This is a genomic window from Pseudomonas sp. GW821-FHT01C01, from assembly GCF_059422645.1.
Map to the genome: position 1 here is coordinate 1 of NZ_JBWKXF010000023.1, position 24,585 is coordinate 24,585.

Sequence of the window (24,585 nt, forward strand, 5' to 3'; positions counted from 1 at the left end):
GCGAGCAAGCCCGCTCCCACATTTGGAATGCGTTCCCCTGTGGGAGCGGGCTTGCTCGCGAAGAAGTCGGCCCAGCCAGCGAAGAACTTTCAGGCTGAACCCCGCAAATGCTCAAACAACATCCGGCTCACCGGCGACAGCAACGCCTCATCGCGCACCACTAGAATCAACGCCCGATCGGACCATTCGTCCGTCAACGGCACCGCATGCAAACCCAACGCCCGGCCAAACAGTTCATAGGCCTTGTGCGGCAAAATGCCGATGCCCATGTTGGCCTGGACCATCCGGCACATGGCATCGAACCCCGGCACATGGATACGCAGACGCAACACCTTACCGGCCTGGCGCGCCGCCGCATGGGTACGCATGTTGATCGAGCTGGCCGCATGCAGGCCGACGTAATCGCTGTCCAGCGTGTCGGCGAACGACAGGCTCGACCGGCTCGCCAATGGATGGTGCGGCGGCATCAACACCACCAGTTTGTCCTGGCGATACAGCACGCTGTGCAGGCCCTTGATGTCACTGTCGATGGAACAGATCCCGAGGTCGGCCACCCCGTCGAGCACGCCTTGAATCACCCCGGCGCTGGGGCGTTCTTCGAGGTCGGTCTTGACCTGTGGATGACGCTCGGAAAAATCCCGCAGGTCCTCAGGCAAAAACTGAATGATCGCCGACAGGTTGGCGAGCATCCGCACATAACCACGTACGCCGTGGCTGTGCTCGCCCAGCTCAAGACCCATTTTCTCGACGTTGAACAACATTTGCCGGGCGTGGTGCAGCAACGTTTCACCGGCCGGCGTGAGGGACATGCCCTTGGCCTGGCGCACGAACAGGCTGATGCCCAGCGCCTCCTCCAGCTCCATCAAGCGCTTGCTCGCCGCCGAGACGGCAATCGCTTCGCGCGACGCGGCACGGGTCAGCGTGCCCTCCTCATGGACGGCGACGAACAGTTGCAGAGTGATCAGGTCGAGACGGCGGATCAGGCTTTTTTGCAGCATCGGGTACTCGGCGAAGTCGGCTCAGGCGAAGTCGCAGCATAGCGTTCTTCGCCCGAGTCGTGCCGTGGTCCCGCAGCCGGTCGTGATAAAGTCGCCGCCCATAGACCTTTTGCCGTGAGACGAAGACCGCAATGACCGATTTCCAGGATGTCGATGCCCAACTTGAAGACTGGAACGTCTTGCGCAGCACCGCTTCGTTCAGTGGTTTGCTGGTGGGCAATGGTGCCAGTCGTGCGGTGTGGGACGATTTCGGCTACGAGTCGCTGTTCGAAAATGCCCGCACCGTTGAAGAAAAACCCCTGAGCCCGTCCGAGCTGAGTGTGTTCGATGCGATGCAGAGCCGCAGTTTCGAGCAGGTTCTGAGCGCGTTGAAAACCACCAGCCGGGTCAACAAGGCCCTGGCTGTCAGCTCCGCCGCCCCGCGCAATCGCTACTATGCGATCAAGGAAGCGCTGATCAACACCGTGCATGCGGTGCATATCCCGTGGCGGCTGGTGGTGCCTTCGACACTGGCGACGATCAATCAGGAACTGACCCGCTACCGCACGGTGTTCACCACCAATTACGACTTGCTCAACTACTGGGCGGTGCAACACCAGCCTGAGGCGATCAGCGATCTGTTCCAGGGGGCCGAACCCGCTTTCGACCTGAGCGACACGGCCACCGACAAAACCCGCTTGTTGTACTTGCACGGCGGCCTGCACCTGGTGCGCAACCAGGACGGCACGGCGCGCAAACTGATGTCGACCGAGGGCACGTTGCTGGGTAACTTTGCCATCAACAACACGATCAAGACCCTCGACGACGTGCCGTTGTTCGTCAACGAAGGGCCGAGCGCGGACAAGCTCAAGACCATTCGCAGTTCGGACTATCTGTCGTTCTGCTACGAGCAATTACTCGGTCACGGCCAGGCGCTGTGCGTCTTCGGCCATGCGCTGGGGGAGCAGGACAGCCACATCATTCACGCTTTGCGCCTGGCGAAACCGCAGGTGCTGGCGATCTCGATCTATCCGCGCAGCAAGGCGTTCATCCAGCATCAGAAGCGGCACTACGGGAAAGTGTTTGAGGGGACGGGAGTTGAGTTGCGGTTTTTTGATTCGAAGAGCCATGCGTTGGGTGGCCCCAAGTTATCGGTTCCAGTCGAAGTTTAGTACTGGTCGATCTGACGCTTTCGCGAGCAAGCCCGCTCCCACATTGGAATGCGTTCCCCCTGTGGGAGCAGGCTTGCTCGCGAAGCTTTTGCAGTCAGCTCATTCCTCGGTGCTATGCACCACCACCAGCAACTGCGCCTGAATATCCCCAACCGAACGAATCCGGTGCGGCTTTTGTGCATTGAAGTGCAGCGCATCGCCACGATCGAGCAGTACGCGCTCGTTCATGAAGTCCACTTCCACCTGCCCTTCGTGGACGAATAAAAACTCCTCGCCCAAATGCTCCTTGAAGGATTTGTCGGTGAATTCGGCCGGCGGGTAAATGATGAACGGCAGCAGGCTGCGCTCGCTCACCTGATGGGCCAGCACCGCGTAACCCGAATTGTTGTCACTGGCCCCCAAAGGTTGCCGTTCGTGGCTGCGCACCAGGCTGTAGCTGTCGAGGCTGACGTTGTCTTCAGAGAACAATTCCTCGACTTTCACGTTCAACGCCTTGGCCAGTTTCAGCGCGGCAGCAATCGACGGCGTGTTCAACCCGCGCTCGACTTTCGACAGGTAACTCTTGGTCATGCCGGATTTCTCGGCCAAGGCTTCCAACGTCACGCCAAGTTTTTTTCTGAGTAATTTCAAACGGATAGACATGTAGAGCGATTAATCCATCAAGGAGGCAACGATTTGTCCTTGCCAATGACACAATGTGTCATATAGCCTCTTTAGTGTCATTTGCAGTCACCGACGACTTTGCGAGGAACCGGTGAGCAGCAAACCCGACGTCCATTGAATCACCCAAAGGACACCGATATGGCCAAGACATTAGCACTGCCCAAAGAGCAACTGGTCAAGCACGCGCTGAGCCAAATGCAAAATACCCTGGCAGATAATACGTGGACCGCCCGGCAAAAGCTGGCCCTGACCTGCCGCATCCTGTTCGAACACGGTCACGATTCCGGCCTTGCCGGGCAAATCACCGCCCGTGGTCCGCAACCCGGCACTTACTACACTCAACAACTGGGCCTGGGTTTCGACGAAATCACCACGGGCAACCTGCTGCTGGTCAACGAAGACCTGGAGGTGCTCGAAGGCCACGGCATGCCCAACCCGGCCAATCGTTTTCACAGTTGGGTGTACCGCGCCCGACCGGATGTGAACTGCATCATCCACACCCATCCAACTCACGTTGCAGCGTTGTCGATGCTGGAAGTGCCGTTGCAGATTTCCCACATGGACCTCTGCCCGCTCTATGACGACTGCGCGTTTCTCGAAGGCTGGCCGGGTGTGCCGGTGGGTAACGAAGAAGGCGAGCTGATTGCCGGGGCTCTGGGCGACAAACGGGCGATCCTGCTTTCGCACCATGGCCAATTGTCCACCGGCAGCACCATTGAGGAAGCCTGTGTCATCGCGCAACTGATCGAACGCGCCGCGAAGCTGCAACTGCTGGCGATGAGCGCCGGGACCATCAAGCCGATCATTCCCGAACTGGGCCGCGAAGCCCATGACTGGATCGCGCGGCCGAAACGTCACGCCGCCGCTTTCAACTACTACGCCCGGCAGATCCTGCGCCAACACGCCGATTGCCTGAACTGAACCCATTGATAAAACGGAGAGACGCCATGTCCACCGCAAACATCCACGGCATTATCGGCTACACCATCACCCCTTTTACCGCCCATGGCGAAGGCGTTGACCTGGACGCCCTCGGGCGCTCCATCGACCGTCTGATCGAGGGTGGCGTACACGCCATCGCACCGCTGGGCAGCACCGGCGAAGGTGCCTACCTGAGCGACGCGGAGTGGGATCAGGTCAGCGAATTCAGTATCAAACACGTGGCCAAACGCGTACCGACCGTCGTCAGCGTGTCCGACCTGACCACCGCCAAAGCGGTGCGTCGCGCGCGTTTCGCCGAAGCCCATGGCGCCGATGTGGTGATGGTACTGCCCGCGTCTTACTGGAAACTCAGCGAAGCGGAAATCCTCGCCCATTACCGCGCCATCGGCGACAGCGTCGGCGTGCCGATCATGCTCTACAACAACCCGGCCACCAGCGGCACCGACATGTCGGTGGACCTGATCCTGCGCATCGTCAACGCCGTGGAAAACGTGACCATGGTCAAGGAGAGCACCGGCGACATCCAGCGCATGCATCAATTGCAACGCCTCGGCGAAGGCCAGGTGCCGTTCTACAACGGCTGCAATCCGTTGGCCCTGGAGGCCTTTGTCGCCGGCGCGAAAGGCTGGTGCACCGCTGCGCCGAACCTGATCCCGCAGCTCAACCTGGAGTTGTACGAAGCAGTGCTGGCCAACGATTTGCGCAAGGCACGCGAACTGTTCTATCGCCAGTTGCCGCTGCTGGATTTCATTCTCAAGGGTGGCTTGCCGGCGACGATCAAGGCGGGCTTGCGGGCGACGGGGCTGGAGGTGGGGGATCCGCGGCTGCCGGTGTTCCCGTTGAGTGAGGCCGGTTGCACTCAGTTGCAAGGGCTGTTGAAAACCCTGCGCTGATCTCCAGCCAAACACAGCCCCACTGTAGGAGCTGGCTTGCCAGCGAAAGCATCATGTCAGACGACATCATCGTTGGATGTGCCGGCCCCATCGCCGGCAAGCCAGCTCCTACAAGGGATTGGTGGTGGGATCAAAGCACCGGCAGCGTCTTGTCCTTGACCACTTTGGTCGAGCCGTTGGCCTTCACGCTGGCGATGCCTTTTTCCATGGCGGCAGCGGAGGAATAGGCCTCGCTGCTACCGATGATTTCGTGATTACCCGCCTTGAGGTTGAAATACGGATGGCCATCCTTGGTGGTTTTCTTCTCGTAACGCTCATCCAGCGGGCTGTTGGCCTGGACCGAGGCGATGCCTTTGTCGGCGGCGGCGTGGGTGGTGTACAGCTCGCTGGTCAGAATGGTCTCGGCGTTGGCCGCCTTGAGGACAAACCTGAACTGGCCATTGCTGCTTTTGCTCACTTCATACCATCCGGACATGCTCTTTCTCCTTGGCGATTGAGAGGTTGCGCGCTTCACAGTAAAGACCAGCCAGGTGTTTCTGTCGCCTGTACCGGCCCCTTCGCGAGCAAGCCCGCTCCCACAGGTTCAGCGTAATCCCTGTGGGAGCGGGCTTGCCCGCGAAGGAGTCGACGCAGTTTTGACTACTTCACCACTGCCCGCACCACCGACAATTCCGGCACTTGAGTCCGCCGCTGGCTCAAATACCGCGTACAACTCACCCGCAAGAACGAAGCGAAATTGACCACCTCGCCGCGATAGTCCATCACCTCTTCATATAGCTTGGCGATCAACTGATTGGTGGTCATGCCATCGACCTCGGCGATTTCGCTGAGGATGTCCCAGAACTGATTCTCCAGCCGCAGGGTAGTAACCACCCCGCAGATGCGCAGCGAGCGGGAGCGCGATTCGTAGAGTATCGGGTCGGCTTTGACGTACAGCTCGCACATGGAAACGTCCCTCGTTACAGCGTGATTTGGGTACCCAGCAACCCCAGAAAACCGGCCAGCCAGTTCGGGTGCGCAGGCCAGGCCGGAGCCGTGGCAAGATTGCCCTGAACATGGCCGTCCGTCACCGGAATGTCGATATACGTACCGCCCGCCAGTCGCACTTCCGGAGCACAGGCCGGATAAGCGCTGCATTCGCGACCTTCGAGAATACCCGCTGCCGCCAGCAACTGCGCGCCATGGCACACGGCAGCGATCGGCTTGCCGGCCTTGTCGAATGCGCGCACCAGGTCCAGAACTTTTTCGTTCAGGCGCAGGTATTCCGGCGCACGGCCGCCCGGAATCAGCACGGCGTCATAATCGGCGGCGTTGACCTTGGCGAAATCGAAGTTGAGGGCAAACAGGTGACCGGGTTTTTCGCTGTAGGTCTGGTCGCCTTCAAAGTCATGGATCGCCGTACGCACGGTCTGGCCGGCGGCTTTGTCCGGGCAAACGGCGTGCACCGTGTGGCCGACCATCAGCAGCGCCTGGAACGGCACCATCACTTCATAGTCTTCGACGTAATCACCAACCAGCATCAGGATTTTTTTCGCAGCCATGGGGAGGACTCCTCTGGAAGTGGGCGTGCAGGAATATTCAAGGTAGTCCTTATCCGGCGGGGCGGGTAACAACCGGCTACTACCTGATGGACCGCGTTATCGTTCTTCGCGAGCAAGCCCGCTCCCACAGGCGAATGCATTCCAATGTGGGAGCGGGCTTGCTCGCGAAGAGGCCCGCAAACTGTACGGATAAGTCTGTGCCTAGCTGTAACAGCGCAAACTCATGGTTTATGGCTTTATGGAGCCTTACCCCATCACCCCATATTCTGGTTGCCATCATGTCCTCGCGCGAAAACACCGGCATGGCCCTGGGCCTGCTCGGCGTTGTGATCTTCAGCCTCACCCTGCCCTTCACGCGGATCGTCGTGCAGGAACTCCACCCGCTGCTCAACGGCCTGGGCCGGGCACTGTTTGCGGCGGTTCCGGCCGCGCTGCTGTTGCTGTGGCACCGGGAGAAATGGCCGACCTGGAAGCAGGTCAAAGGCCTGACGCTGGTGATGGCCGGGGTGATCCTCGGTTTCCCGGTGCTGTCAGCCTGGGCCATGCAAACCTTGCCGGCGTCCCACGGTGCGCTGGTCAACGGTTTGCAGCCGCTGTGCGTGGCGCTGTACGCCGCATGGCTGTCCCATGAGCGACCGTCGAAAGCCTTCTGGGCCTGCGCCGCATTGGGCAGTGCGCTGGTACTCGGTTATGCACTGATCAGCGGTGCCGGCAGTATTCAGGCCGGTGACTTGCTGATGCTTGGCGCCATTGCAGTGGGCGGATTGGGGTACGCCGAGGGAGGCCGACTGGCCAGGGAAATGGGTGGCTGGCAGGTGATCTGTTGGGCGCTGGTGCTGTCGACTCCGTTGCTGATCGGCCCGGTGGTGTATCTGGCGCTGCAACATCAGGGCGACATTTCCGCCAAGACCTGGTGGGCCTTCGGCTACGTCTCGCTGTTTTCGCAGTTCATCGGCTTCTTCGCCTGGTACGCCGGGCTGGCCATGGGCGGCATTGCCCGGGTCAGTCAGATCCAGTTGCTGCAGATCTTCTTCACCATCGCCTTCTCGGCGCTGTTCTTCGGTGAACATGTGGAGCCGATTACCTGGCTGTTTGCGGCCGGGGTGATCGTGACAGTGATGCTGGGACGCAAGACCGCGGTCAGCCACTCTGTAGGAGCGAGCTTGCTCGCGAAGGACTTGAAACCGACGCGTTGAATCAGGAAGCACGCGTTATCGTTGACGTCCATCGCGAGCTAGCTCGCTCCTACAACAGGATCAGAGGTAGCCGTCAGCCCGGAGCAGGGTTTCCAGGCAATGCTCGCTGATGTGATAGAAATCCTTCAGCTCCTGAATCTTCGCCAGCAGCTGGGCCGGGTCCACCGGTTCGGCGCGTTTGACTGCCAGGATCATCTTGTTCTTGTTGGTGTGCTCCAGTGAGATGAACTCGAACACCTTGGTTTCGTAACCGCAGGCCTCGAGGAACAAGGCGCGCAAACTGTCGGTGACCATCTCCGCCTGCTGGCCCAGGTGCAAGCCGTATTGCAACATCGGCTTGAGCAACGCCGGGCTCTGGATTTGCAGGCGAATCTGTTTGTGGCAGCACGGTGAGCACATGATGATCGAGGCACCGGAGCGGATGCCGGTGTGGATCGCATAGTCGGTGGCGATGTCGCAGGCATGCAGGGCGATCATCACGTCCAGCTCGCTCGGCGCCACGCTGCGCACGTCACCGCACTTGAACACCAGGCCGGGGTGCTCAAGCCTGGCGGCTGCCGTGTTGCACAGGGTGACCATGTCTTCACGCAGCTCGACGCCGGTCACCTCGCCTTCGGCCTTCAAGGTGTTGCGCAGGTAATCGTGGATGGCGAAGGTCAGGTAGCCCTTGCCCGATCCGAAGTCCGCCACACGCACCGGTTTGTCCAGCGCCAGGGGCGACGAGGTCAGCGCATGGCTGAACACTTCGATGAACTTGTTGATCTGCTTCCACTTGCGCGACATCGCCGGAATCAGTTCATGCTGCTTGTTGGTTACGCCAAGGTCGGCGAGAAACGGCCGGCTCAAGTCCAGAAAACGGTTTTTCTCGCGGTTGTGCTCGGCGGACGGCACTTCACGTAATTGCTGAGGTTTACTCTTGAACAGCGATGACTTGCCCTTTTTGCTGTATTCGAGCTGGGCTTCGTCGGTCAATGCCAACAAATGCGCATTTTTGAACGACGCCGGCAGCAGCTCGGCAATGCTCGCCACGCCTTCGGCCAGCGGCAGGTTCTTGGTGATATCGCGGGTCTTGTAGCGGTAGACGAAAGACAGGCAAGGCTGCGCCTTGACCGTCACCGGTTTGATGATGATCCGCTGCAGCTCCGTTTCATCGCCCACGTACTTGGCCAGCACCAGCTTGATGAACGCATTGTGCTCGAGACTGGTTTGCAGCAGGTCGATGAACTGGGCGAGATGATCCGGCGCGAGGCTGGCGGGAGTGGCGGTGACGGACATGGAAAAACGGCCTCAGGCGATGCAAATCGGAGAATGCCGGTATTTTAAGGGGGACGGGGACTTTGGGCACGGGGTTATTTTGTGGCAGGTCCCAGTCATGCAGGCCAGGACCTCAATACAACCGTTGAAACCTCAGTGTTCCACCAGGCGAAGCCTGCGGCTGTTCGGCGAGTTGATGATGTGTTTGACGATCAGCCCCACTGGCACCGCCCAGGTCAGGCCATTGGCAGGGTCAGTCACCACGGCGACCGTTTCGGAACTGGCATCGATGTCCAGGCGCCGACGGTCATTGCACGATTTGAGTACGCCGTAGGCACGGCTAACCAGCCTTTCCGCAAGGTGCATCGGTACATCCAGATTCTGCAGATGCTTCACCGCGCGACAAAACAGGACTTGATCATCGATCCCCGCGTCACTTTCATGACGCCCCAGAAACGCCTGGGCAATAGCCAACAGCTCCTCATTCAGATCTGCATTTTCATCGATGAACTTCATGTTCACGTCTCCTGCGGCACTTCTTTCGTTGCAGGATTGACTGCAACAGGCCGGGCGGCACGGCGCAAATCGGGTCCGGCGCAAGGCAGGCGTACGGCCGGATTGGGCATGCCACTGGGCGAAAGTTCATGGGTCATTTCAAATTCGGCACGTACCGACCAACCGCACGCTTCCGACGTACATTGCAGATACGCCACCCGCAGGAAAATATGTCGGCCCTCACTGGTGCGGATGCGCATCCTGTTCAGGCAGTGCGGGCACACCATTTTATAAGTACTCATGCTGGATTCCCGGCGGTCATTGGGTGGCAATCGACCTGATCAAACGCAATACTGCTTGAGACATTCATCGCGGTGCTCCGGCCATGCGAACAGTGTCTGCCAGACATAAGGAAGTGCATCGGGCAGACGCGTAATGGGTTCGAGCCATGCTCGTAGGAAATCACCCTGATACCATTAGGAAGTTTCGACATCGTATTCTTCTGACTCATCTTTGATGATTGATTACTTACAAGAAAAAAAGTACTCATTACGCATAAATTAAGCACTCAAAAAGCATATGTCAAAAGGAAGAGGCTCAAATTGCGTAGCAAAAAATCACAAGCTGTTCTGGCTCGGCTAAAGCAAGTTACGGGTACAAAAACCGATGCTTCTTTATCTTCCGCGCTACAAATCAGCCCGCAAACCCTCAGTAGCTGGAGAGGCCGCGACAGCACGCCATACTCATTATGCGTAGAAATCGCTCAAGCCCGGGGTATCTCCCTTGACTGGTTGCTGCTGGGTGAAGGGCCGATCCTGAGACAAACCGTTACTGATTTTTCGGAGGGGAATCAGGAAAGCACAGCCCGGGAAAACACCATTCTCGCGCTCTGGCGGTTGCTCGACGAAGATGATCGCTGCGCCATACAAAACGCATTGGAGGAAAAGCAACGACTGCGTGATATGGAACTCAGGCTTGCCGAAATGGCCTCGATTCTGGCAACACTTAAACCGTCGAACGAAACGTGATGACCTGTGCAATCCGAAGTTTCATTGCTTCAGGGCATGCCACAAAACAATCAGGTTACCGCCACTGCGAACAATCAGTGCACATGACAAAACACTCACCACTGCATGCCCCGGACTAACAGGTAGAAATGTCAGCAACACATCGATGCCGGCTAGACAGAACAGCCCTCCACACAGGCTGATCACTAATCTGTCGCGCCAGCAATGATGTTGTTCATCGCGCTGATAACACGCCAGCCTGAATGCACTGACCAAGTGAGCCACGCCTGTCACCCACACCAGAGCAACCATTTCATGGGGCATCATCCTCGCCCCCTCAGGTGGCGAATGATTTCACCGATGCCGGCGCCATCGATCCATTGCATGAGTTTGATGCTGACAGGAATAACGATCAGTGCGCAAAGAAAGGCCGTTACACCGGCGGTCAGAAAAGGTGCCAGCGGATGTGCGACAGGCGTAAAGAGGTAACCGACACCTGCGGACAGCAACCAGGAACCGATGCGCTGCCAGGCCTTGAAGTTAGAGCGAGTGGTCGTGACCAGCCACGCTCCAAGCGATGCACCGAACAGTATCTCGCCATCAACAACTGGCAGCGTTGCAATACCCATTCCCAACATCAGCCCACTGATGCTGTTGTAGGTCGAATCAGTCAGGCTCATGCGCACCTCGCGCAACAACCGAATCGACGGTGATCGCTCCCGACTCGATCGCCTTGAGTAGTGCGGAACTGCGCGAGCTGACTTCGAACTTTCGGCGAATATTGGTGAAGTGAAAATTGACGGTCGATTCCGAGCAATTCTCGACCCTGGCGATTTCCCAGGAAGTTTTGCCCTTGAAACACCACATCAGGATTTGAATTTCTTTCGCCGTCAGCTTCACCGTGGGCGTATTTCCCTCTCTGCCGGGAGCTACCCGTGCCAAAGAGTCAATCGATTGTCGGGTTGACATAAAAATCCCTCTAAGCGGGAACACCCGTCGCTGGGCGTCCACTGTTAGAGAGAAATACTGACGACAAGGCCGCCCCCGGACAATCAACGGGAGTTGTAGCGGCGCGCGCTACACAACGCCATGAAAAGTCTTAGCCGAGCACCACCAACCGGTTCGGCAACTCATTGCGCACATGGGTCACTGGCACATGCACCTTGAGCAGCTCGCCACAGGCTTCGATACATTGGACGAACCCCTGCAGCGTCTGCCCCTGTTTCACCTGCTGGGTAAACGTGGCGACGATCGCGTCCCAGCTCTTGTTGTCCAGACGACTGGAAATCCCTTCATCCACCAGGATCTCCACATAACGCTCGGCCTCGGAAACGAAAATCAGCACGCCGGTGCTGCCTTCGGTGTGATGCAGGTTCTGCTCCAGAAACTGCCGGCGCGCCAGGTTCGAGGCGCGCCAGTGGCGCACCGAGCGCGGGATCAGATGGGTGGTGACTTTTGGCAGGCGGAACACCAGGCACAGCACGATGAAGATGGCCCATTGCACCAACAGCAGGCTGTGCATGGTCAGCCAACCGGTGAGGTAATGCACGATGCCCGGCACCAGCAGCGCCAGCAGGCTGGCCCACAGCAACGGGATGTACGCATAGTCGTCGGCGCGGGCCGCGAGCACGGTCACCAGTTCTGCATCGGTGTCGCGCTCGACCCGGGCAATGGCCTCGGCCACTTTGCGTTGCTCGTGTTCAGTCAGTAATGCCATGTCGTGAATTGCCTGCTCATTTTTATTATCACCAGCCGCCGGACGAACCGCCCCCGCCGAAACTGCCCCCGCCGCCGCTGAAGCCTCCACCTCCACCGCCGCCGCCAAATCCACCACCGCCAAAGCCGCCTCCGGATCCACCCGAGCCGCCCCGGCCGGCGGGAAGGATACCGAGCATCTGGCACACAAAAACAGTCAGGATGAACAACATCAGCAAAAACACGAACAACCCGGGATGCCGCGAGACGAAATCATCCCCCGGATCGCCTCTGGATTCATACGCCGTGGAGGGTTCGTCCAAGGGGTTGCCGCCCAGCACAACCAGCATCGCCGCCACACCGTCACTGATGCCTTTACTGAAATTGCCGGCCTTGAACGCCGGGGTGATGACCTGATTGATGATCACTGAACTCTGGGCGTCAGTCAGGCGATCCTCCAGGCCATAACCGACTTCGATGCGCAGTCGGCGCTCATCCCGGGCGATGATCAGCAAGGCGCCGTTGTTCTTGTCCTTCTGCCCGATGCCCCAGTGGCGGCCGAGCTGGTAACCAAAATCGGCGATATCGGTGCCTTGCAAGTCCGGCAAAGTCACTACCACAAGCTGCTCGCCGGTGGTTTGTTCATGGGCCTGAAGTTGTTGGGTGAGCTGCTCGCGCACCGATGGCTCGATCATCTGCGCGTTGTCGACCACCCGCCCGGTCAGCGTCGGAAAGCTCAGCTCGGCCCGGGCCGTGATTGTCACCACCCACAACAACAGCAACAGGCCCGCTTTCAGGACGCGCATTGGCAACCTCTTCCGTGGTGACGCCGATAACCGCTTTTCAGAATTTGACCTCGGGAGCCTTTTCCGAACCTGGTGTGGCTTCGAAGGTCTCGCGCACCGGCAGGTCGCTGTACATCACGCTGTGCCACAAACGGCCGGGGAAGGTACGGATCTCGGTGTTGTATTTCTGCACCGCGAGGATGAAATCGCGCCGGGCCACACTGATGCGGTTCTCGGTGCCTTCAAGCTGCGATTGCAAGGCGAGGAAGTTCTGGTTGGCCTTGAGGTCCGGATAACGCTCGGAGACCACCATCAACCGGCTCAAGGCGCCGCTGAGCTGGTCCTGAGCCTGCTGGTACTGCTTGAGTTTTTCCGGGTTATCGAGGGTCGAGGCATCCACCTGAATCGAAGTCGCTTTGGCTCGGGCTTCGATCACAGCGGTCAGGGTCTCCTCCTCATGTTTGGCGTAGCCCTTGACGGTTTCCACCAGGTTGGGAATCAGGTCGGCACGGCGCTGATACTGGTTCTGCACCTGGCCCCAGGCGGCCTTGGCCTGCTCGTCGAGGGTCGGGATGTTGTTGATGCCGCAGGCAGTCAGCAATGTGGCCAGCATCAGCAGCGTGGCGACCTGCAGGTGCGAGCGGTAGGTTGGACTTACATTCATCAGGATGATGCTCCCTTGTACATTTCATGAAAAAACCGACCGTGAATCCTTCTGAGCCGGCTCTTGGGGCATAATCGCCCGCGCCTCTGGATTGCAGCGGGCCAATGGGCTAAAAAGAGGCCCTGCGCGAAAACGCATCCGCCATTTGGCTGTCGTATTCCGAGCCTGCATCCGAACAACAATAGTCGCTCCCTAAATTTTGGCTGGCCGGCGTCTGCATCGCCGTTTGGGCCCTTGAGAAAACTATTCATGAAGAAGCTGTGTTTGCTGGGCCTGTTCGTCAGCCTGGCCAGTCATAACGTATTGGCCGCCACGACCCCCGCACCTCTGGAGAACAAGGACGCCTTCATCAGCAACCTGATGAAGCAAATGACCCTCGATGAAAAAATCGGCCAGCTGCGCCTGATCAGCATCGGCCCGGAAATGCCCCGGGAGATGATCCGCAAGGAAATCGCGGCGGGTAACATCGGTGGCACGTTCAACTCGATCACCCGCCCGGAAAACCGGCCGATGCAGGATGCGGCCATGCGCAGCCGCCTGAAGATCCCGATGTTCTTCGCCTACGACGTGATCCACGGCCACCGCACCATTTTCCCGATCCCGCTGGCCCTGGCCTCGAGCTGGGACATGGACGCCATCGGCCTGTCCGGGCGCATTGCCGCCAAGGAAGCCGCGGCTGACAGCCTCGACATCACCTTCGCGCCAATGGTCGACATCTCCCGTGATCCGCGTTGGGGCCGCACCTCCGAAGGCTTCGGCGAAGACACCTACCTGGTGTCGCGGATTGCCGGCGTGATGGTCAAGGCGTTCCAGGGCACCGGCGCCAATGCCGCCGACAGCATCATGGCCAGCGTCAAGCACTTCGCCCTGTACGGCGCGGTCGAGGGTGGCCGCGACTACAACATAGTCGACATGAGCCCGGTCAAGATGTACCAGGACTATCTGCCGCCGTACCGCGCCGCCATTGATGCCGGCGCTGGCGGGGTGATGGTCGCGCTGAACTCGATCAACGGCGTGCCGGCCACCGCCAACACCTGGCTGATGAACGACCTGCTGCGCAAGGAGTGGGGCTTCAAGGGCCTGGCCGTCAGCGACCACGGGGCGATTTTCGAACTGATCAAGCATGGCGTCGCCGCCGACGGCCGCGAAGCAGCGAAGCTGGCGATCAAGGCCGGCATCCACATGAGCATGAACGACACCCTGTACGGCAAAGAGCTTCCTGGGCTGCTGAAGTCCGGCGAAATCCAGCAGAGCGACATCGATAACGCCGTGCGTGCGGTACTCGACGCCAAGTACGACATGGGCCTGTTCAAGGACCCGTACCTGCGCATCGGCAAGGCCGAGGATGACCCGGTCGACACCTACGCCGACAGCCGCCTGCACCGCGCCGAGGCCCGTGATGTGGCGCGTCGCGGCCAGGTACTGTTGAAGAACCAGAACGAAACCCTGCCGCTGAAGAAAACCGCGAAAATCGCCCTGGTCGGCCCGCTAGCCAAGGCGCCAATCGACATGATGGGCAGTTGGGCCGCCGCGGGTAAGCCTGCGCAGTCCGTAACCCTGTTCGACGGCATGACCAACGCGCTGGGCGACAAATCGACACTGATCTACGCCCGTGGCGCCAACATCACCAGCGACCCGAAAATTCTCGGCTACCTGAACTTCCTCAACTTCGACGCCCCGGAAGTGGTAGATGATCCGCGCCCGGCGAACGTGCTGATCGACGAAGCGGTGAAAGCGGCCAAGGATGCGGATGTAGTCGTTGCCGCCGTTGGCGAATCCCGTGGCATGTCCCACGAATCGTCGAGCCGCACCGACTTGAACATCCCGGAAAACCAGCGTGAGCTGATCCGGGCCCTGAAAGCCACCGGCAAACCGCTGGTGCTGGTGTTGATGAACGGCCGTCCACTGACGATCCTCGAAGAGAAAGAACAGGCTGACGCGATCCTCGAAACCTGGTTCACCGGCACCGAAGGCGGCAATGCCATCGCCGACGTGCTGTTCGGCGACTACAACCCGTCGGGCAAACTGCCGATCAGTATCCCGCGTTCGGTCGGCCAGATTCCGACCTACTACAACCACCTGACCATTGGCCGGCCGTTCACACCGGGCAAACCAGGCAACTACACCTCGCAGTATTTCGATGACACCACAGGTCCCCTGTACCCGTTCGGCTATGGCCTGAGCTACACCGAGTTCAACCTGAGCGACATGGCCCTGTCGTCGACCACGCTGAACAAGACCGGCAAGCTCGACGCCAGCGTCACGGTGAAAAACACCGGCAAGCGCGACGGCGAAACAGTGGTGCAGTTGTACATCCAGGACGTGGCCGGCTCGATGATCCGCCCGATCAAGGAACTGAAGAACTTCCAGAAAGTAATGGTCAAGGCTGGCGAGCAAAAAGTCGTGCACTTCACCATCACCGAGGACGATCTGAAGTTCTACAACTCCCAGCTCAAGTACGCGGCGGAACCGGGCAAGTTCAACGTGCAGATCGGCCTGGATTCCCAGGACGTGACACAGCAGAGTTTTGAGTTGCTCTAATCCCGGCACAACGCAATACAAATGTGGGAGCGGGCTTGCTCGCGAAGACGGAGTGTCAGTCAACGATGATTTCGACTGACAGACCGTCTTCGCGAGCAAGCCCGCTCCCACATTAGGTTTCTGGTACCTGAAAGATCGGGTTCATCCCCTCCGATCCAGCAGATTCACCACCACCCGATCCACCCATCCCCACACCCGCTGCTTGACCCGGCGCCACAATGGCCGGCGCTGCCATTCCTCCAGGCTCACTTGCTGGCTCAGGGCGAAGTCGCGCTCGAAACTCGCCGCCACCGACCGGGTCAATCCGGAGTCCAGTGCTTCCAGATTGGCTTCCAGGTTGAAGCGCAGATTCCAGTGATCGAAGTTGCATGAGCCGATACTCACCCAGTCATCGATCAAGACCATTTTCAGGTGCAGGAAACACGGCTGGTACTCGAAAATCTTCACCCCGGCCTTGAGCAGTCGCGGGTAGTAACGATGCCCGGCATAGCGCACGGACGGGTGATCGGTACGCGGGCCGGTCAGCAGCAACCGCACATCGACACCACGGGCAGCCGCCCGACGCAGGGAACGGCGAACTTTCCAGGTCGGCAAAAAGTACGGCGTGGCCAGCCAGATCCGTCGCTGGCCGCTGTTCAAGGCGCGAACCAGCGATTGCAGAATGTCCCGGTGTTGACGGGCGTCGGCATAGGCCACCCGGCCCATGCCCTCGCCACTGGTCGGTACACGGGGTAACCGCGGCAAGCCGAAATGCGAGGCAGGTCGCCAGGCGCGGCGATGGCGGTTGGCGATCCATTGCCGGTCGAACAGCAACTGCCAGTCGAGCACCAGCGGCCCGGTGATTTCCACCATCACCTCATGCCATTCACTGACATCTTCGCCCGGGGTCCAGAACTCGTCAGTGACACCCGTGCCGCCGACCACGGCCAGGCTCTGGTCCACCAGCAACAATTTACGGTGATCGCGGTAGAAGTTGCCGACCCAGCGCCGCCAGCTCAGGCGATTGTAGAAACGCAGCTCTACCCCGGCGGCCATCAGTCGCTGGCGCAAGGTCAGGGTGAAGGCGAGGCTGCCGTAATCATCGAACAGGCAGCGCACCCGCACACCGCGCTCGGCGGCCTGCACCAATGCCTGGACCATGGCTTCGGCACAGGCGCCGGCCTCCACCAGGTACAGCTCCAGCTCAACCTGTTCTTCGGCGCGGGCAATCGCCACCAACATGCGCGGGAAAAACTGCGGACCATCGACCAGCAGTTCGAAGTGGTTGCCTTCACGCCATGGAAAAACCGCACCGGCCATGTCAGCGCGCCGTGAAAATCAGCACCGCACCCACCGGCACTGAAAGACTGATCGCCGATAAACCGGCCATTTTGCGCAACGTTTCCAGGCCGGGAGCCAAATCGAAATCTTCGGCGTTGATCACCAGCGGTTCGAGGGTCACCACCTGGAAGCGCCGGTCATCGAGACGGGTCGCCAGCAGTTCGGCGTGGTACTCGTGTTGTTTGCCGTGCAGGTCGACGGTCAGCGGCAGGCGCAATTCCAGCTGCGCGCCGGGAGCGAGGTCGTTGATCGGGCGCAAATCGATTTTCGTGGTGATCAAGGCGTCGGGAAACTGGTCGATCTGGAACAGTTCCTTGCGCATGCGTTCATCGCGCAACGGGACGCCGCTGTTGATCGACTCCAGCTCGACTTCCACCTGCGCCAGCCCTTCGGGGTCGACCTTGCCGTGCAGCACCAGAAAACGCTGCACCTCGGAAACATGGGCGTTTTTGGTGCTGACGAAGGACAGACGCGAGGATTCACCATCCAGGTACCAATCGGCCCGGGCCGACAACGCGGCACCGGCCAGCAGCAGGAAAGCGAGGGTTTGCAGGGTGGAGCGCCTGGACATAGAGACTCGTGGGGCAGATAAACCTGTGCTGAACCTTAACCGGCCTTCAGCGCATTGCAAGCCGTGCGTTACTCCAGACCTGCCTTTGTGGCGAGGGCGCTTGCTCCCGCTCGGCTGCGAAGCAGTCGCAAAACCGCCACCCGCATACAGTCTGAAGAAACCAATTGGCTGAGTTTGGGAGCGCTTCGCACTCCAGCGGGAGCAAGCTCCCTCGCCACAAAAGCCCTCCCCTCACCGAGGAACTTCATCGTGCTCAAGGCTGCAAGCGACAACCCTGGTGCTCACCGATCCACACGGCGCTATTGGTGCGCCCCATGCCGCTGACCGTGACACGCTTGCCGGCAGCGTCATCGCTAAAGCCGCTGGCGGGCAGCCACTGCTTCACATAGCTATGGCAGTACCCGGTGTCGTTACCCATCACATAGCGGCACGAACAATATTCCTTGGCGGTGTAAGCGCTGATGATGTCGGGGAACGCCCACAGCGCCACCCGCTCGTGCCAGATCCAGCCCAGCAGGGCTATCAGCACGATCAACAACAGCGAACCGAGCGGTCGGCGGCGAAGGAAATGGATCATGGCTGTACCTTCCCGGCAAACGCCTTGAGCGCGAGTTGGAGCAACTCGTTGTGCCGGTAACTGCCGTCGCGGTCATCGCCGTAGCGGACGATCACCAGCTGTTCGCTGGGGATCACATACATCGCCTGCCCCCAATGTCCCAGTGCGGCGAAGGTGTCGGCGGGGGCATCGGGCCAGGGGCGTGCTGCCCCCTCAACGGCTCGATTGAGCCACCACTGACCACCGGGGACAGCATCGTCTTCATCGGCGTGATAGCGAGCGAACGGCTCGCGATTGAACGCCACCCAGTCCTTGGGCAGCAGTTGCTTGTCTGCCCAGCGACCATCGCGGGCCATCAACAGACCGACCCGGGCCAGATCCCTTGCAGTGAGATAGGCATAGGAGGAAGCGACGAAAGTGCCCGTGTCATCGGTTTCCCAGACGGCATGGCGAATGCCCAGCGGCTCGAACAACGCAGTCCACGGATAGTCGGGATAGCGGCCGGGGCCAACGATGTTTTTCAATGCGGCGGCCAACAGATTGCTGTCACCGCTGGAGTAGCGAAAAGCCTGGCCCGGTGCCGCGTACTCGGCATGCGCCGCGGTGAACGCGGCCATGTCGCGGTGACCGCGGGTGTAGAGCATGGCCACCACCGAAGACTTCAGCGGTGCGTATTCATAGTCTTCCTGCCAGTCGATGCCCGAGGCCCAGTGCAGCAGGTCGGCCATTCTCATGTCGGGGTGTTTTTGCAGTGGCGGATAAAACGTTGCTACCGGATCCCCGAGCTTGAACAAACCTTCGCCATAGGCCACGCCGAGGACAGTGGCCATCAGGCTTTTGCTGATCGACCAGGTCAGGTGCGGTGTCTCGGCCGTCGTCGGGCCGGCGTAGCGTTCGTAGATCAACTGGCCGTCGCGGATCACCAGCAAGGCATCGGTGCGAATGCCCTGGCGAGTGGTGTCATCGCGGGATGGGAAGGCGTAGGCCTCCAAAGCCTGAAGTCCCGGGCCGGCGGGCGTGGGGGCGGTCGGCCATTGCTCGGCGGGCCAGTTTTCGGCTTGGGCCGTGAAGCTGAGCAACAGCAGGAAAATCAGGGACAAGCCTTTGGGCATGGCGGGGGCTCGGAGATTGAAATTGCTGAGCCTAGTCGAGGTTGATGACAGTTCTGAAATTTGTAGCGCCATTAAAGACGTCTTCGCTGGCAAGCCAGCTCCTACAGGGATCTCGCTCACACCAAAGATCCATTGTGGGAGCGGGCTTGCTCGCGAAGGGGCCAGTCAATTCAACGAAAATTCCGCCAATGCCTTGGCCAACCTCTTCCCCCGAGCCCCCGCCGCCAACTCCATCACCGCCTGATCCCGCTGCCACATCATCGCCCACTCTGGAGGCCCTCCAGCCAGTGCCTCATTCACCTCAGCCTTGAGCCCTTCGAACTGCGCAAACAACCCACCAAGCAACACATGCCCGGCCGGATGGGTCGGTGGCTGACGGCTGGACTCTGCACACCCCGCCAACAACCCCAGCAACCGCAATTGCAAGAATTGCGGCCAACTGCACTCCTGGCCGACGCCATACAACCACGCCGTCATGGCGCTCAATACATAGACATCTTCCAGGGTGCGAAACGGTTTGACGTAGGCATCCCAGCCATCCCCAGCGAGCAACTCGCACAACGCGTTATCCAGAATCAATCGACCATGGCTGATATCCGATATCAACGGAATCGGCGCCAGTTTTTCCACCCGTACACCCGGCTCATCGCGATAGATCACTGCCAGGCTCAAGCGCGGATCGGCACCGGGCACTTCGTTGCGCGCCGCTACCAGCAACCAGTCGGCCGCATCGCCGGCGGTGACGAAATCCTTGCTTCCGCTCAGGCGCAATCCGCTCAGTCGGGTTTGCATGTCGGCCGGACGCAGGCTGCGTTGTTCGGTGGCACACAACGCGCCGAGGCTCAGTGGCGCGCTCGGCCAGAGCATGCGCAATGCCGCTTGATACCCCACCAGAAACGCCAGCCCCGGCGTCGCCATCAACCGCCCGCCGAGCACTGCCAATTCGAACGGCGTGACCGTGCCCAACTGCTGCAACAAGGTCGCGAAACCTTCGGCCAGGTCCGGGTTGGCGGGCAAGCGATCACGGCGGTTCAACAGGGTTTGCCAGGGCATAAGAGGCTCCTCGAGGGCTGTCATATAAGCATCACCAAAGCTTAATGGCGATGACACCGGGGCTACATAGCCTGACTTTGCACAACACGGCTAGATAAAGAAAGTCGATCCGCTGTAACCCAAAGACGGGTGAGCAGCCCGCACGGAGATTCGCCATGACTCAGATCGCCCGTATCAGCGACACCGGCAACGAACGCCGCCTGCAAGCCGAACGCCTGGTGGGCGCCGAGGCGTTGCAGGAGGCCCAGGCCTTGCGTTTCAACGTGTTCAGCGGCGAATTCAACGCCAAGCTCAAGGGTGCTGAACTGGGTCTGGACATGGATGACTACGACGTTCACTGCGCCCACATCGGTGTGCGTGACCTGAACACCGGGCGCCTGGTGGCGACCACCCGTTTGCTCGACCACACGGCTGCCAGCAGCCTGGGCAAGTTTTACAGCGAAGAAGAATTCAGCCTTCACGGCCTGGTGCACCTGCAAGGCCCGATCCTGGAAATCGGTCGTACCTGCGTCGACCCGGCCTACCGCAACGGCGGCACCATCGCCGTGCTCTGGGGGGAGCTGGCCGAAGTCCTGAACCAGGGCGGCTACAGCTACCTGATGGGTTGCGCGAGCATTCCGATGCAGGATGGCGGCGTGCAGGCACACGCAATCATGCAGCGTCTGCGCGAACGCTACCTGTGCACCGAACACCTGCGCGCCGAGCCGAAAAATCCACTGCCGAGCCTGGACATCCCGTCGAACGTGATTGCCGAAATGCCACCGCTGCTCAAGGCCTATATGCGCCTGGGCGCGAAGATCTGCGGCGAGCCCTGCTGGGACGAAGACTTCCAGGTCGCCGACGTGTTCATCCTGCTCAAGCGCGACGAGCTCTGCCCGCGCTACGCCAAACACTTCAAGGCGGCTGTGTAATGAGCCGGTTGCGGGTGTACGCGCGAATCGCGCGAGTGCTGATGGTGGTGACGCTGGGCTTGGGCATGGCCAGTGTGTTCGGGGTGTTCGAGCGCCTGGGCCTGGCCCATTCGATGGCGCGTCGTCAGCGCTGGTCGCGGTTTTTCATGGCCCGCCTGAGCAACGCCCTGCCCTTTGACGTGACCGTCCACGGTGAGCTGCCGAAGGCACCGATGCTCTGGGTCAGCAACCACGTGTCCTGGACTGACATCCCGTTGCTGGGCATGCTCACGCCGCTGTCGTTCCTGTCCAAGGCCGAAGTGCGCACCTGGCCGGTGGCCGGCTGGCTGGCGGCCAAGGCCGGTAGCCTGTTTATCCGCCGCGGTTCGGGTGACAGCCAGTTGATCCGCAAGCAGATGACCCGTCACCTGGAACAAGCCTACCCGCTGCTGATGTTCCCGGAAGGCACCACCACCGATGGCCGCTCGCTACGTACCTTCCATGGTCGCCTGCTGTCCGCCGCCATCGATTCCGAAGTGGCGATGCAGCCAGTGGCGATCCGTTATGTACGCGACGGCGAGCCCTGCACACTGGCACCGTTCATTGGCGACGATGACCTGCTCTCGCATCTGATGCGACTGTTTGCCAATGATCGCGGTGGTGTAGAGATTCATCTGCTCAAGCCAATTGAATGCGAGGGCCGGGAACGTGCGGCGCTGGCGTTCGAGGCACAGCAGGCGGTGCAGAAGGCGTTGTTTGGCGCTGTCGTTGAACCTCAGCGCGCACCGATGCGCCCCGCTATCGCAGCATAAACACAGACCCCCTGTGGGAGCGGGCTTGCTCGCGAATGCGGTCTGTCATTCAGCTCAGATGTCAGCTGATACACCGCATTCGCGAGCAAGCCCGCTCCCACATGGGTTTCATGTCGCAGGATAGTTCCGGGCAAAATCCTGAAGCTGCGGATAGAACAACCGAAAGTCCTCGCTCAACGGTTCATACAACCGCCGCAACTCCTGCATCGCCGCCGCCAGTTCCTCCGGCCGGGTCAGGCGCCGCGAGATCCCCCGCAGCACCTGCTCCAGTACTTCGAATTCCTGATACGAACCCAACCAGTCATTGGCCACCATGTGCGGCGCAATCTTCGCCAGTCGTTCCGGCAGTTGCCGTTCGCTGGACAGCACCCGGTAAACGTCCGAGGTGAACAACGCCAGGGGCCGGTCGGCATATAGCGTCCAGTCCCGGGCCAGGCAATGGTCGAAAAACACGTCGAGCACGATCCCCGCGTAGCGACGACGGGTCAGGGAGAAACGCGATAACGCGACGTCCACCAGCGGATGGCGATCGGTGAACACGTCGATACTGCGGTGCAACTGGATCGCCCTCTCGATTTCCGGAGCGAACTGCCCTTGCAGCCGTCCCTTGACGAAATCGCCATACAGACTGCCGAGCAATTGGCCGGGGCGCTGGCCACCGAGGTGAAGATGTGCGAGATAGTTCATGGGCGCAGCTTAGCATCGCCCCATTGCATTGTTACACTCACCATATCGTTATAACCCGATATACCGAAATGTGAGTTGGTCAGAGCCAAATCATATTTGTATATCGCGAAATACCGATTTAAAGTTCGCCTCATCGCGATATAGCGTTTTAAACATCACGAGCCCACATCATGACCATCAATCTCGACGAAATAATAAAAGCCCTGGCACACCCAGTACGGCGAGAAATCCTGCACTGGCTCAAGGACCCGACCGTCGAATTTCCCGACCAGTCCCACAGCAACGAGCACGGCGTTTGCGCCGGGCAGATCGATCAACGTTGCGGTCTGTCGCAGTCCACGGTGTCTGCACACCTGGCGACCCTGCAACGCGCCGGCCTGATCAGCAGCCGCAAAGTCGGCCAGTGGCATTTTTTCAAACGCAACGAGGAAACCATTCAGGAGTTCCTCCGCATCTTCAACAAAGAGCTCTGACCCTGTGGGGGCGTTCTCAATTGGTTTTCACACAGCGCCGGGAAAACCAATTGAGAACGCCCCCCAGGTCAGCCAGCCGAAAAGGAATTAAACAATGCCTCTCTCGCTACTCATCCTGGCCTTGAGCGCCTTCGCCATCGGCACCACCGAGTTCGTCATCATGGGCCTGCTGCCCAACGTGGCGGCTGACCTCGGTGTATCGATTCCCGGTGCCGGCTGGCTGGTGACCGGTTACGCCCTGGGCGTGGCCATCGGTGCGCCGTTCATGGCGCTGGCCACCGCCCGGCTGCCGCGCAAGGCCGCCCTTGTGGCGTTGATGGGCATCTTCATTGTTGGCAACCTGCTCTGCGCGGTGGCCGGCGACTACAACGTGCTGATGTTCGCCCGTGTGGTCACCGCCCTGTGCCACGGTGCCTTCTTCGGCATCGGTTCGGTGGTGGCTGCCGGCCTGGTGCCTGCCAACAAACGTGCCTCGGCCGTGGCCCTGATGTTCACCGGCCTGACCCTGGCCAACGTCCTTGGCGTACCGCTGGGCACCGCCCTCGGCCAGGAAGCCGGCTGGCGTTCGACCTTCTGGGCGGTGACCGTGATCGGTGTCATTGCGCTGATCGGCCTGATCCGCTTCCTGCCGGCCAAGCGTGATGAAGAAAAACTCGACATGCGCGCCGAACTGGCCGCACTCAAGGGTGGCGGCATCTGGCTGTCCCTGAGCATGACCGCGCTGTTCGCTGCCTCGGTGTTCACCCTGTTCACCTACGTCGCGCCGCTGCTGGGCGAAGTCACCGGCGTCTCGCCCCGTGGCGTGACCTGGACCCTGATGCTCATCGGCCTGGGCCTGACGGTCGGCAACATCATCGGCGGCAAGCTGGCCGATAAAGGCATGGCCGCGACGCTGATCGGTGTGTTCATCACCATGGCCGTGGTGTCCACCGTTCTGACCTGGACCAGCGTCGCGCTGATCCCGACCGAAATCACCCTGTTCCTCTGGGCCACCGCGTGTTTCGCCGCCGTACCGGCGCTGCAAGTGAACGTGGTGACCTTCGGCAAAGCCGCACCGAACCTGGTGTCGACCCTGAACATTGGCGCTTTCAACATCGGCAATGCCTTGGGTGCCTGGGTCGGCGGCAGTGTGATCGCCCATGGCTTCGGCCTGACCAGCGTGCCGCTCGCCGCAGCCGTACTGGCGGTACTCGCCCTGCTGGTCACCCTGATTACCTTCCGTCAGAGCGGCAATCCCGAACTGGCTCCTGCTACCAACTAATCACCTGAAACCTCACGAGGGTTGT

30 protein-coding genes are annotated in these 24,585 nt (G+C 60.1%); 10 read left to right on the forward strand and 20 right to left on the reverse strand.

Annotated features, from left to right (window positions below):
- Nucleotides 1-89 precede the first annotated feature (89 nt).
- The gene (locus tag AC07XF_RS15630; protein WP_495027185.1) at nt 90-998 is read right to left on the reverse strand and encodes a LysR family transcriptional regulator; all 909 of its coding nucleotides are present in this window, start codon (nt 996-998) and stop codon (nt 90-92) included.
- Nucleotides 999-1,129: 131 nt separating this feature from the next.
- Here AC07XF_RS15630 and AC07XF_RS15635 point away from each other — a divergent pair, with 131 nt between their 5' ends.
- Complete coding sequence (locus AC07XF_RS15635; RefSeq protein ID WP_495027186.1) at nt 1,130-2,149, forward strand: DUF4917 family protein; 1,020 nt, start codon at nt 1,130-1,132, stop codon at nt 2,147-2,149.
- A 99-nt stretch (nt 2,150-2,248) separates the two neighbouring features.
- Here AC07XF_RS15635 and AC07XF_RS15640 read toward each other — a convergent pair whose 3' ends face one another.
- Nucleotides 2,249-2,791, reverse strand: coding sequence for a helix-turn-helix domain-containing protein (locus tag AC07XF_RS15640; protein ID WP_495027187.1), 543 nt, complete (start codon nt 2,789-2,791; stop codon nt 2,249-2,251).
- Nucleotides 2,792-2,950: 159 nt separating this feature from the next.
- Between AC07XF_RS15640 and AC07XF_RS15645 the strand changes: the two genes are divergently transcribed.
- Entirely contained in the window at nt 2,951-3,733 is a 783-nt protein-coding gene (locus AC07XF_RS15645) for an aldolase (RefSeq protein ID WP_495027188.1), read from the forward strand.
- A 26-nt stretch (nt 3,734-3,759) separates the two neighbouring features.
- Entirely contained in the window at nt 3,760-4,647 is an 888-nt protein-coding gene (locus tag AC07XF_RS15650) for a dihydrodipicolinate synthase family protein (protein ID WP_495027189.1), read from the forward strand.
- Between the two features lie 130 nt (nt 4,648-4,777).
- On the opposite strand, the gene AC07XF_RS15655 is transcribed toward AC07XF_RS15650, so the two are convergent.
- From AC07XF_RS15655 to AC07XF_RS15665, 3 genes are all read right to left on the reverse strand, one after another.
- The gene (locus AC07XF_RS15655; protein WP_495027190.1) at nt 4,778-5,122 is read right to left on the reverse strand and encodes a YegP family protein; all 345 of its coding nucleotides are present in this window, start codon (nt 5,120-5,122) and stop codon (nt 4,778-4,780) included.
- Between the two features lie 164 nt (nt 5,123-5,286).
- Nucleotides 5,287-5,592: a ribbon-helix-helix domain-containing protein gene (locus tag AC07XF_RS15660; RefSeq protein ID WP_007982997.1), complete on the reverse strand. Its 306-nt coding sequence runs from the start codon at nt 5,590-5,592 to the stop codon at nt 5,287-5,289.
- A 14-nt stretch (nt 5,593-5,606) separates the two neighbouring features.
- Nucleotides 5,607-6,188 carry a DJ-1/PfpI family protein gene (locus AC07XF_RS15665; RefSeq protein WP_495027191.1) on the reverse strand — a complete coding sequence of 194 codons (582 nt, stop codon included), beginning with the start codon at nt 6,186-6,188 and terminating at the stop codon, nt 5,607-5,609.
- A 278-nt stretch (nt 6,189-6,466) separates the two neighbouring features.
- Here AC07XF_RS15665 and AC07XF_RS15670 point away from each other — a divergent pair, with 278 nt between their 5' ends.
- On the forward strand, nt 6,467-7,384 hold the full coding sequence (locus AC07XF_RS15670; RefSeq protein ID WP_495027192.1) for a DMT family transporter: 918 nt from the start codon (nt 6,467-6,469) through the stop codon (nt 7,382-7,384).
- A 60-nt stretch (nt 7,385-7,444) separates the two neighbouring features.
- Here the strand turns inward: AC07XF_RS15670 and AC07XF_RS15675 are convergent, their stop codons facing one another.
- From AC07XF_RS15675 to AC07XF_RS15685, 3 genes are all read right to left on the reverse strand, one after another.
- Complete coding sequence (locus tag AC07XF_RS15675) at nt 7,445-8,659, reverse strand: class I SAM-dependent methyltransferase (RefSeq protein ID WP_495027193.1); 1,215 nt, start codon at nt 8,657-8,659, stop codon at nt 7,445-7,447.
- Between the two features lie 132 nt (nt 8,660-8,791).
- Nucleotides 8,792-9,154, reverse strand: coding sequence for a hypothetical protein (locus AC07XF_RS15680; RefSeq protein ID WP_495027194.1), 363 nt, complete (start codon nt 9,152-9,154; stop codon nt 8,792-8,794).
- A gap of 2 nt (nt 9,155-9,156) precedes the next feature.
- Nucleotides 9,157-9,435 (reverse strand): Ogr/Delta-like zinc finger protein, encoded by a 279-nt coding sequence (locus AC07XF_RS15685; protein WP_495027195.1) that lies wholly within the window; start codon nt 9,433-9,435, stop codon nt 9,157-9,159.
- Between the two features lie 300 nt (nt 9,436-9,735).
- On the opposite strand from AC07XF_RS15685, the gene AC07XF_RS15690 reads away from it, so the two are divergent.
- A complete protein-coding gene (locus AC07XF_RS15690) occupies nt 9,736-10,161 on the forward strand; it encodes a helix-turn-helix domain-containing protein (protein WP_495027196.1) in 426 nt (141 codons plus the stop codon).
- A 21-nt stretch (nt 10,162-10,182) separates the two neighbouring features.
- Here the strand turns inward: AC07XF_RS15690 and AC07XF_RS15695 are convergent, their stop codons facing one another.
- From AC07XF_RS15695 to AC07XF_RS15720, 6 genes are all read right to left on the reverse strand, one after another.
- Nucleotides 10,183-10,467 (reverse strand): phage holin family protein, encoded by a 285-nt coding sequence (locus tag AC07XF_RS15695; protein WP_495027197.1) that lies wholly within the window; start codon nt 10,465-10,467, stop codon nt 10,183-10,185.
- Nucleotides 10,464-10,820 (reverse strand): putative holin, encoded by a 357-nt coding sequence (locus AC07XF_RS15700; RefSeq protein WP_495027198.1) that lies wholly within the window; start codon nt 10,818-10,820, stop codon nt 10,464-10,466. Before AC07XF_RS15700 ends, AC07XF_RS15695 begins: the two co-directional genes overlap by 4 nt.
- Nucleotides 10,807-11,109: a helix-turn-helix transcriptional regulator gene (locus AC07XF_RS15705; protein ID WP_495027199.1), complete on the reverse strand. Its 303-nt coding sequence runs from the start codon at nt 11,107-11,109 to the stop codon at nt 10,807-10,809. The genes AC07XF_RS15700 and AC07XF_RS15705 overlap by 14 nt, the downstream gene beginning before the upstream one ends.
- 130 nt (nt 11,110-11,239) lie before the next feature.
- Nucleotides 11,240-11,857 carry a TPM domain-containing protein gene (locus AC07XF_RS15710; RefSeq protein ID WP_495027200.1) on the reverse strand — a complete coding sequence of 206 codons (618 nt, stop codon included), beginning with the start codon at nt 11,855-11,857 and terminating at the stop codon, nt 11,240-11,242.
- Between the two features lie 28 nt (nt 11,858-11,885).
- Nucleotides 11,886-12,641, reverse strand: a complete 756-nt coding sequence (locus tag AC07XF_RS15715; RefSeq protein ID WP_495027201.1) for a TPM domain-containing protein — start codon at nt 12,639-12,641, stop codon at nt 11,886-11,888.
- Between the two features lie 37 nt (nt 12,642-12,678).
- Complete coding sequence (locus AC07XF_RS15720; protein ID WP_495027202.1) at nt 12,679-13,284, reverse strand: LemA family protein; 606 nt, start codon at nt 13,282-13,284, stop codon at nt 12,679-12,681.
- Between the two features lie 249 nt (nt 13,285-13,533).
- On the opposite strand from AC07XF_RS15720, the gene bglX reads away from it, so the two are divergent.
- Nucleotides 13,534-15,825, forward strand: a complete 2,292-nt coding sequence (gene bglX, locus AC07XF_RS15725; protein ID WP_495027203.1) for a beta-glucosidase BglX — start codon at nt 13,534-13,536, stop codon at nt 15,823-15,825.
- Between the two features lie 141 nt (nt 15,826-15,966).
- On the opposite strand, the gene AC07XF_RS15730 is transcribed toward bglX, so the two are convergent.
- The 5 genes from AC07XF_RS15730 to AC07XF_RS15750 all read right to left on the reverse strand — a co-directional run bounded on the left by AC07XF_RS15730 (nt 15,967) and on the right by AC07XF_RS15750 (nt 20,437).
- The gene (locus tag AC07XF_RS15730; RefSeq protein ID WP_495027204.1) at nt 15,967-17,124 is read right to left on the reverse strand and encodes a phospholipase D-like domain-containing protein; all 1,158 of its coding nucleotides are present in this window, start codon (nt 17,122-17,124) and stop codon (nt 15,967-15,969) included.
- A gap of 1 nt (nt 17,125) precedes the next feature.
- Nucleotides 17,126-17,716, reverse strand: a complete 591-nt coding sequence (locus tag AC07XF_RS15735) for a YceI family protein (RefSeq protein WP_495027205.1) — start codon at nt 17,714-17,716, stop codon at nt 17,126-17,128.
- Between the two features lie 253 nt (nt 17,717-17,969).
- The gene (locus AC07XF_RS15740; RefSeq protein WP_495027206.1) at nt 17,970-18,293 is read right to left on the reverse strand and encodes an amidase; all 324 of its coding nucleotides are present in this window, start codon (nt 18,291-18,293) and stop codon (nt 17,970-17,972) included.
- A complete protein-coding gene (locus AC07XF_RS15745) occupies nt 18,290-19,384 on the reverse strand; it encodes a serine hydrolase domain-containing protein (protein ID WP_495027207.1) in 1,095 nt (364 codons plus the stop codon). Before AC07XF_RS15745 ends, AC07XF_RS15740 begins: the two co-directional genes overlap by 4 nt.
- A 165-nt stretch (nt 19,385-19,549) precedes the next feature.
- A complete protein-coding gene (locus tag AC07XF_RS15750) occupies nt 19,550-20,437 on the reverse strand; it encodes an acyl-CoA dehydrogenase (protein ID WP_495027208.1) in 888 nt (295 codons plus the stop codon).
- Between the two features lie 155 nt (nt 20,438-20,592).
- On the opposite strand from AC07XF_RS15750, the gene olsB reads away from it, so the two are divergent.
- Nucleotides 20,593-21,348 carry an L-ornithine N(alpha)-acyltransferase gene (olsB, locus tag AC07XF_RS15755; RefSeq protein ID WP_007996073.1) on the forward strand — a complete coding sequence of 252 codons (756 nt, stop codon included), beginning with the start codon at nt 20,593-20,595 and terminating at the stop codon, nt 21,346-21,348.
- Nucleotides 21,348-22,139 carry a lysophospholipid acyltransferase family protein gene (locus AC07XF_RS15760; protein WP_495027209.1) on the forward strand — a complete coding sequence of 264 codons (792 nt, stop codon included), beginning with the start codon at nt 21,348-21,350 and terminating at the stop codon, nt 22,137-22,139. Before olsB ends, AC07XF_RS15760 begins: the two co-directional genes overlap by 1 nt.
- Nucleotides 22,140-22,247: 108 nt before the next feature.
- Here AC07XF_RS15760 and AC07XF_RS15765 read toward each other — a convergent pair whose 3' ends face one another.
- Entirely contained in the window at nt 22,248-22,826 is a 579-nt protein-coding gene (locus tag AC07XF_RS15765; protein WP_495027210.1) for an acyl carrier protein phosphodiesterase, read from the reverse strand.
- A gap of 170 nt (nt 22,827-22,996) precedes the next feature.
- Between AC07XF_RS15765 and AC07XF_RS15770 the strand changes: the two genes are divergently transcribed.
- Together AC07XF_RS15770 and AC07XF_RS15775 are read left to right on the forward strand one after the other, a co-directional pair.
- Nucleotides 22,997-23,299 (forward strand): ArsR/SmtB family transcription factor, encoded by a 303-nt coding sequence (locus tag AC07XF_RS15770; protein WP_007976715.1) that lies wholly within the window; start codon nt 22,997-22,999, stop codon nt 23,297-23,299.
- Between the two features lie 94 nt (nt 23,300-23,393).
- The gene (locus tag AC07XF_RS15775) at nt 23,394-24,560 is read left to right on the forward strand and encodes an MFS transporter (RefSeq protein ID WP_495027211.1); all 1,167 of its coding nucleotides are present in this window, start codon (nt 23,394-23,396) and stop codon (nt 24,558-24,560) included.
- The last annotated feature ends 25 nt before the right edge of the window (nt 24,561-24,585 follow it).

Bases quoted from the DNA above. Each gene is read 5' to 3' on its own strand.
- AC07XF_RS15630 (WP_495027185.1), bottom strand. From the start codon at position 998: ATGCTGCAAAAAAGCCTGATCCGCCGTCTCGACCTGATCACTCTGCAA.
- AC07XF_RS15635 (WP_495027186.1), top strand. From the start codon at position 1,130: ATGACCGATTTCCAGGATGTCGATGCCCAACTTGAAGACTGGAACGTC.
- AC07XF_RS15640 (WP_495027187.1), bottom strand. From the start codon at position 2,791: ATGTCTATCCGTTTGAAATTACTCAGAAAAAAACTTGGCGTGACGTTG.
- AC07XF_RS15645 (WP_495027188.1), top strand. From the start codon at position 2,951: ATGGCCAAGACATTAGCACTGCCCAAAGAGCAACTGGTCAAGCACGCG.
- AC07XF_RS15650 (WP_495027189.1), top strand. From the start codon at position 3,760: ATGTCCACCGCAAACATCCACGGCATTATCGGCTACACCATCACCCCT.
- AC07XF_RS15655 (WP_495027190.1), bottom strand. From the start codon at position 5,122: ATGTCCGGATGGTATGAAGTGAGCAAAAGCAGCAATGGCCAGTTCAGG.
- AC07XF_RS15660 (WP_007982997.1), bottom strand. From the start codon at position 5,592: ATGTGCGAGCTGTACGTCAAAGCCGACCCGATACTCTACGAATCGCGC.
- AC07XF_RS15665 (WP_495027191.1), bottom strand. From the start codon at position 6,188: ATGGCTGCGAAAAAAATCCTGATGCTGGTTGGTGATTACGTCGAAGAC.
- AC07XF_RS15670 (WP_495027192.1), top strand. From the start codon at position 6,467: ATGTCCTCGCGCGAAAACACCGGCATGGCCCTGGGCCTGCTCGGCGTT.
- AC07XF_RS15675 (WP_495027193.1), bottom strand. From the start codon at position 8,659: ATGTCCGTCACCGCCACTCCCGCCAGCCTCGCGCCGGATCATCTCGCC.
- AC07XF_RS15680 (WP_495027194.1), bottom strand. From the start codon at position 9,154: ATGAAGTTCATCGATGAAAATGCAGATCTGAATGAGGAGCTGTTGGCT.
- AC07XF_RS15685 (WP_495027195.1), bottom strand. From the start codon at position 9,435: ATGAGTACTTATAAAATGGTGTGCCCGCACTGCCTGAACAGGATGCGC.
- AC07XF_RS15695 (WP_495027197.1), bottom strand. From the start codon at position 10,467: ATGATGCCCCATGAAATGGTTGCTCTGGTGTGGGTGACAGGCGTGGCT.
- AC07XF_RS15700 (WP_495027198.1), bottom strand. From the start codon at position 10,820: ATGAGCCTGACTGATTCGACCTACAACAGCATCAGTGGGCTGATGTTG.
- AC07XF_RS15705 (WP_495027199.1), bottom strand. From the start codon at position 11,109: ATGTCAACCCGACAATCGATTGACTCTTTGGCACGGGTAGCTCCCGGC.
- AC07XF_RS15710 (WP_495027200.1), bottom strand. From the start codon at position 11,857: ATGGCATTACTGACTGAACACGAGCAACGCAAAGTGGCCGAGGCCATT.
- AC07XF_RS15715 (WP_495027201.1), bottom strand. From the start codon at position 12,641: ATGCGCGTCCTGAAAGCGGGCCTGTTGCTGTTGTTGTGGGTGGTGACA.
- AC07XF_RS15720 (WP_495027202.1), bottom strand. From the start codon at position 13,284: ATGAATGTAAGTCCAACCTACCGCTCGCACCTGCAGGTCGCCACGCTG.
- bglX (WP_495027203.1), top strand. From the start codon at position 13,534: ATGAAGAAGCTGTGTTTGCTGGGCCTGTTCGTCAGCCTGGCCAGTCAT.
- AC07XF_RS15730 (WP_495027204.1), bottom strand. From the start codon at position 17,124: ATGGCCGGTGCGGTTTTTCCATGGCGTGAAGGCAACCACTTCGAACTG.
- AC07XF_RS15735 (WP_495027205.1), bottom strand. From the start codon at position 17,716: ATGTCCAGGCGCTCCACCCTGCAAACCCTCGCTTTCCTGCTGCTGGCC.
- AC07XF_RS15740 (WP_495027206.1), bottom strand. From the start codon at position 18,293: ATGATCCATTTCCTTCGCCGCCGACCGCTCGGTTCGCTGTTGTTGATC.
- AC07XF_RS15745 (WP_495027207.1), bottom strand. From the start codon at position 19,384: ATGCCCAAAGGCTTGTCCCTGATTTTCCTGCTGTTGCTCAGCTTCACG.
- AC07XF_RS15750 (WP_495027208.1), bottom strand. From the start codon at position 20,437: ATGCCCTGGCAAACCCTGTTGAACCGCCGTGATCGCTTGCCCGCCAAC.
- olsB (WP_007996073.1), top strand. From the start codon at position 20,593: ATGACTCAGATCGCCCGTATCAGCGACACCGGCAACGAACGCCGCCTG.
- AC07XF_RS15760 (WP_495027209.1), top strand. From the start codon at position 21,348: ATGAGCCGGTTGCGGGTGTACGCGCGAATCGCGCGAGTGCTGATGGTG.
- AC07XF_RS15765 (WP_495027210.1), bottom strand. From the start codon at position 22,826: ATGAACTATCTCGCACATCTTCACCTCGGTGGCCAGCGCCCCGGCCAA.
- AC07XF_RS15770 (WP_007976715.1), top strand. From the start codon at position 22,997: ATGACCATCAATCTCGACGAAATAATAAAAGCCCTGGCACACCCAGTA.
- AC07XF_RS15775 (WP_495027211.1), top strand. From the start codon at position 23,394: ATGCCTCTCTCGCTACTCATCCTGGCCTTGAGCGCCTTCGCCATCGGC.